This window comes from Aporhodopirellula sallentina SM41, from assembly GCF_000346505.1.
Classification (GTDB): domain Bacteria; phylum Planctomycetota; class Planctomycetia; order Pirellulales; family Pirellulaceae; genus Rhodopirellula; species Rhodopirellula sallentina.
The window spans coordinates 1-3,715 of sequence record NZ_ANOH01000212.1; the positions used below are offsets into that span (position 1 = coordinate 1).

4 protein-coding genes are annotated in these 3,715 nt (G+C 52.5%); 3 read left to right on the forward strand and 1 reads right to left on the reverse strand.

Annotated elements, in window-relative coordinates; translation table 11 throughout:
- On the reverse strand, window positions 1-212 hold a 212-nt coding region (locus tag RSSM_RS34750), incomplete at its 3' end, for a hypothetical protein (protein ID WP_236621143.1).
- A gap of 938 nt (window positions 213-1,150) precedes the next feature.
- On the opposite strand from RSSM_RS34750, the gene RSSM_RS13840 reads away from it, so the two are divergent.
- From RSSM_RS13840 to RSSM_RS35445, 3 genes are all read left to right on the forward strand, one after another.
- Window positions 1,151-1,927, forward strand: coding sequence for a DUF1963 domain-containing protein (locus tag RSSM_RS13840; RefSeq protein ID WP_008679690.1), 777 nt, complete (start codon window positions 1,151-1,153; stop codon window positions 1,925-1,927).
- A gap of 159 nt (window positions 1,928-2,086) precedes the next feature.
- A complete protein-coding gene (locus RSSM_RS13845; RefSeq protein WP_144059799.1) occupies window positions 2,087-2,416 on the forward strand; it encodes a hypothetical protein in 330 nt (109 codons plus the stop codon).
- Between the two features lie 146 nt (window positions 2,417-2,562).
- Complete coding sequence (locus RSSM_RS35445) at window positions 2,563-3,123, forward strand: tetratricopeptide repeat protein (protein ID WP_144059800.1); 561 nt, start codon at window positions 2,563-2,565, stop codon at window positions 3,121-3,123.
- Window positions 3,124-3,715: the final 592 nt, after the last annotated feature.

Consider the following 3,715-nt stretch of genomic DNA (forward strand, 5'->3'; position numbering starts at 1 on the left):
AAGCGGGTGAACTTAATCGTTATCCGGCGTGGCGCGTGGAGATCCAGCGTGTCGATGCGCGGACGGAATTCGCGCGGTCGATGCGCGTGACAAACCCAACGTGTCGTTGCGCGGACGATTGTCTGGCTGGACGATGAATCTGCGTCGACACCGCGTTTCGCACGATCTGCCGGCCGATCGTGGCGTTCGTCGATGCGCATGGTGATCTCCATCTTATCGATGCGCGTGTCAATTGTCTGACTTGATGGTGAATATGAATCAACACCGGGTACTGCGCGAACGATCCAACGTCTGTCGCGTGGTCGGATGCGTTCGTCGATTGTCTGGCACATCGTCGGGCTCTAGACTGGCCTTGATGCGAACGATCTTACGCCGTGGATAACCATGTGGTGCACGCGGAGCAAACGCATCGCCTTTTTACAAGCTTCCGACCGTGGCATGCGTTTGCCCGGTGACCACCGACGTTATCCGACTGAAATCTATGTGCCGATACGCAATTAAAGGGCCGTACAAAATACACTTCGCGTGCCTCGATTGCCGCAAGGCGTTCAAGCAGCCGTCAATTGGCGACTGGCTGCGTGTCCGCGGCAAGGGGTTTGCTTTCGATGAACTCAAGCATTGCCGCTGGAACGCAAAGCTGTTGGCCGAGCGTGAAGCACAACTTGGGCATTGCCTCGCTGAACTGGAATCCGAATATCGAACTGCAAACTTCAACTGTCCCGATTGCGGAGAACCAATGGCTGACCTTGGCCGCGACTTTAAGGCACCGCGTAAATCCGATTCGCGCTCCTGGTCGACGCTCCGCGAAATTTTGACATTGGGGCACGTTTTCAATACATGCGGGTGCGACGGCCCCGGCTTTATCCCCTCGAATCGAACCCAATTCCGACAATACTTAGACGAACGTCTTGCCGACTTCAATCGCCACCTGCAATACTATCAATCAAGAACCGACGGGGACGATCCGTCAAACGCTGATGCCTGTCGATATTGGCGGTCACGGATTGATGCCGTGCTTGCGGCACAATCTGCTGACGGCGGATAACCATAGATTGCACCGGAGTCGGGCTTGCGGCCGTTTTCAAATGGTTACTTTACTCTCCCGACCCGGTGAATCCGGACGTTATCCACACAAGAAGGCGTTTTCCCTATGGCCCCAGACGAGATTAAGGCATCGTTTTTGAAATGGAACGCGACGCACAAACGCAGTGCGTGGCGCGCTTCAATAAACAACAGGAATACGGATTCTTGCTCGTGGTTTGGCGGAACCCCAACGGCGACTGACGACTTCCCATGGCCAACATGCTCTGAATGCAAAAAGTCAATGCAGTTCTTTTTGCAACTTGATCTTGCTTTTCTGCCTCGCGAATTCGACACGCCACTTAAGGATGGAATACTTCAGCTCTTCTACTGCTCGACCGACGACGGCATGTGCGAAACATGGGAAGCGTTTTCGGGGACACATGAGATTCGCATAATCCAAAAATCCGATACTGACTGCACGCCACCAGAAGAAATTGCGCCATTCACCAAATCTGTGATTTCCGACTGGCTGCCGATTGATGACGCACCATCGCCAGCAGAACACGAACTACTCGGGATCAATTACGATTATGATTTCACTAGGAATCTCGTATCGGTTGAAGCGCCAGAGCTAGGAATCAAACTGAGTGACCTCAATATCGACCTGAATGTTGCCGAAATGATTTCAGAATCCAACGCTGGTGACAAACTTGGTGGATGGCCAGCATGGGTGCAGGGGCCAGAATACCCGGCATGTCCTGAATGCCAACAGCAGATGGAACTCCTGTTTCAATTGGATTCAAATGACAACTTGGACTATATGTTCGGTGACGTTGGCTGTGCCCATATCACTCAATGCCGACAGCACCCGAGGGTTTTAGCGTTCGCGTGGGCGTGTGGATAACAGAAAAATGCACCCGAGTCGCGAAGTCGGGCGTTCTGACAATTGAGAATCTCTCGTCGCGACCGGGTGATTTTAGTCGTTCGTGCTACTTGCTAGATCGACATCAACTCAATGGCACAAACTGATTTTGAAACTCTCACGCTCCACTTTGACAGACCCGTGAGCGGGCGGACCGACAGGGAGTACTTCAAGATCATCATTCATCACTCTGGTACGGTGAGAGTGGAAATTGGACGGTTCACCTACTACGGGTTCTGGCAACAGATTCCCAATATCGTCAAAATCGATGTCGTAGTGAAAGACTTGCATGACACTGAGGATGATGCGCATTTCGGATCGCATGCGTTCGATCGTGGCAACGAACAGGAAATCGTTTTCACACGATCGCAAAAGACTCAGGGACTGCGTGGTTTCGTAGGCTCGGTAATTGAGCAGATTGACGAGCGATTCCACGATCAATGCCGCAGAGTCCTTGGCCGTTATGATTGATTGGACGCAACTTGGGCCTTAGGTTACAACGTCGGCTGCCGAAGTTGCACGAACCATGTCATGCACCGAAGGACCGCATGGCGCTTTTACAGATGGAAACCACATTGGCGGTCCTCGGTGATGACTGCCGTTATCCGGCTTAACTCATGGTATTCGAACCCGCTCATATTCCGAGGCTGTTTGCGTCTCGCCAGTTCGACAGCGTGATTAGTGGGATACACGCTTGCCTCGAGTCAGGGACTGATGATTACGCAGTGCACCCGAACTGGGCCGTCTGGCTTGCGGTGTGCCACTACTTCAAATCAGAATTCAGCGAGGCCATAGACTGCTACAACAATGCTCTCCGTCTGGATCCCAATATCGTCCAAGCTCACATAAGCCTTGCCCACATTCACTCCTGCTGCCCAGACGCCAAGTTCCACGACTCTACCGCTGCAATTCGGCATGCAAGACGCGCTTGCGAAATCTCCAAGTGGGCAAACTGGTTAGCATTGCAGTCTTTGGCTACATCTTACATGCGGGAAGGCGACTTTGCATCGGCGCTGGGTATCGCACAGAAATCAATGGAATTGACAACTGTATCGCAACGTAGGCGTGTCGACGCACTGCTAGAATGCATTTCAAAGAAACGGCCGTTCGTCGCATTTGTTGACGAGGATTTTGATAAGCTATTTGATACTTGGTCACCGAACGAATCCGGCGGATAACGAAAGCATGCACCGGAGCAAGTGTGTCTTCGTTCCGGTGGTTGCCTTCGGCATTGTACCACCTCCACTACGCCACCCTTGCCCGGTGATGCTGGGCGACTATGAAGTCCTTGGTTTGACCAGAGGCGTCTGGCCGCTTTTGGTGACTTTTTCTACATCGGTGATTCTTCTGTTTTCGTCTTGTGGCTTAGGGTGTGGATTCGGCTGACTTTGAACGTTGACGCTTGCGAGTTTCGGCGAGATCCGATTCGGTACTATACGACTATTCGAGGTGTCGACGCTTGGACTTGGGCTAGCCAAGTCTGTCTGTGACAGCGTCGTCTCATCATTCCTTGCAGTACTAACGAGTCGGCTTGATTCATTGCTACTGCTGTATGATCTGAGCATGCGGTGCACGCTCAGGTCATCGCCAGTCACAGTCTTTGTCACGACCTGGCCAGAATGAATTCATCCTGGGGTCACGCGGTGTAGTGATCTTGGCGAAGGCAGAGTCCTGATCGGGTTCAAGCTTTTTTCTCGAGGACGTCTTGGTCGGTCAGTCGCGAGTCCAGGAGCGACACGGGGTTGGGCGGTGAAAACTGGATTGCAAAAA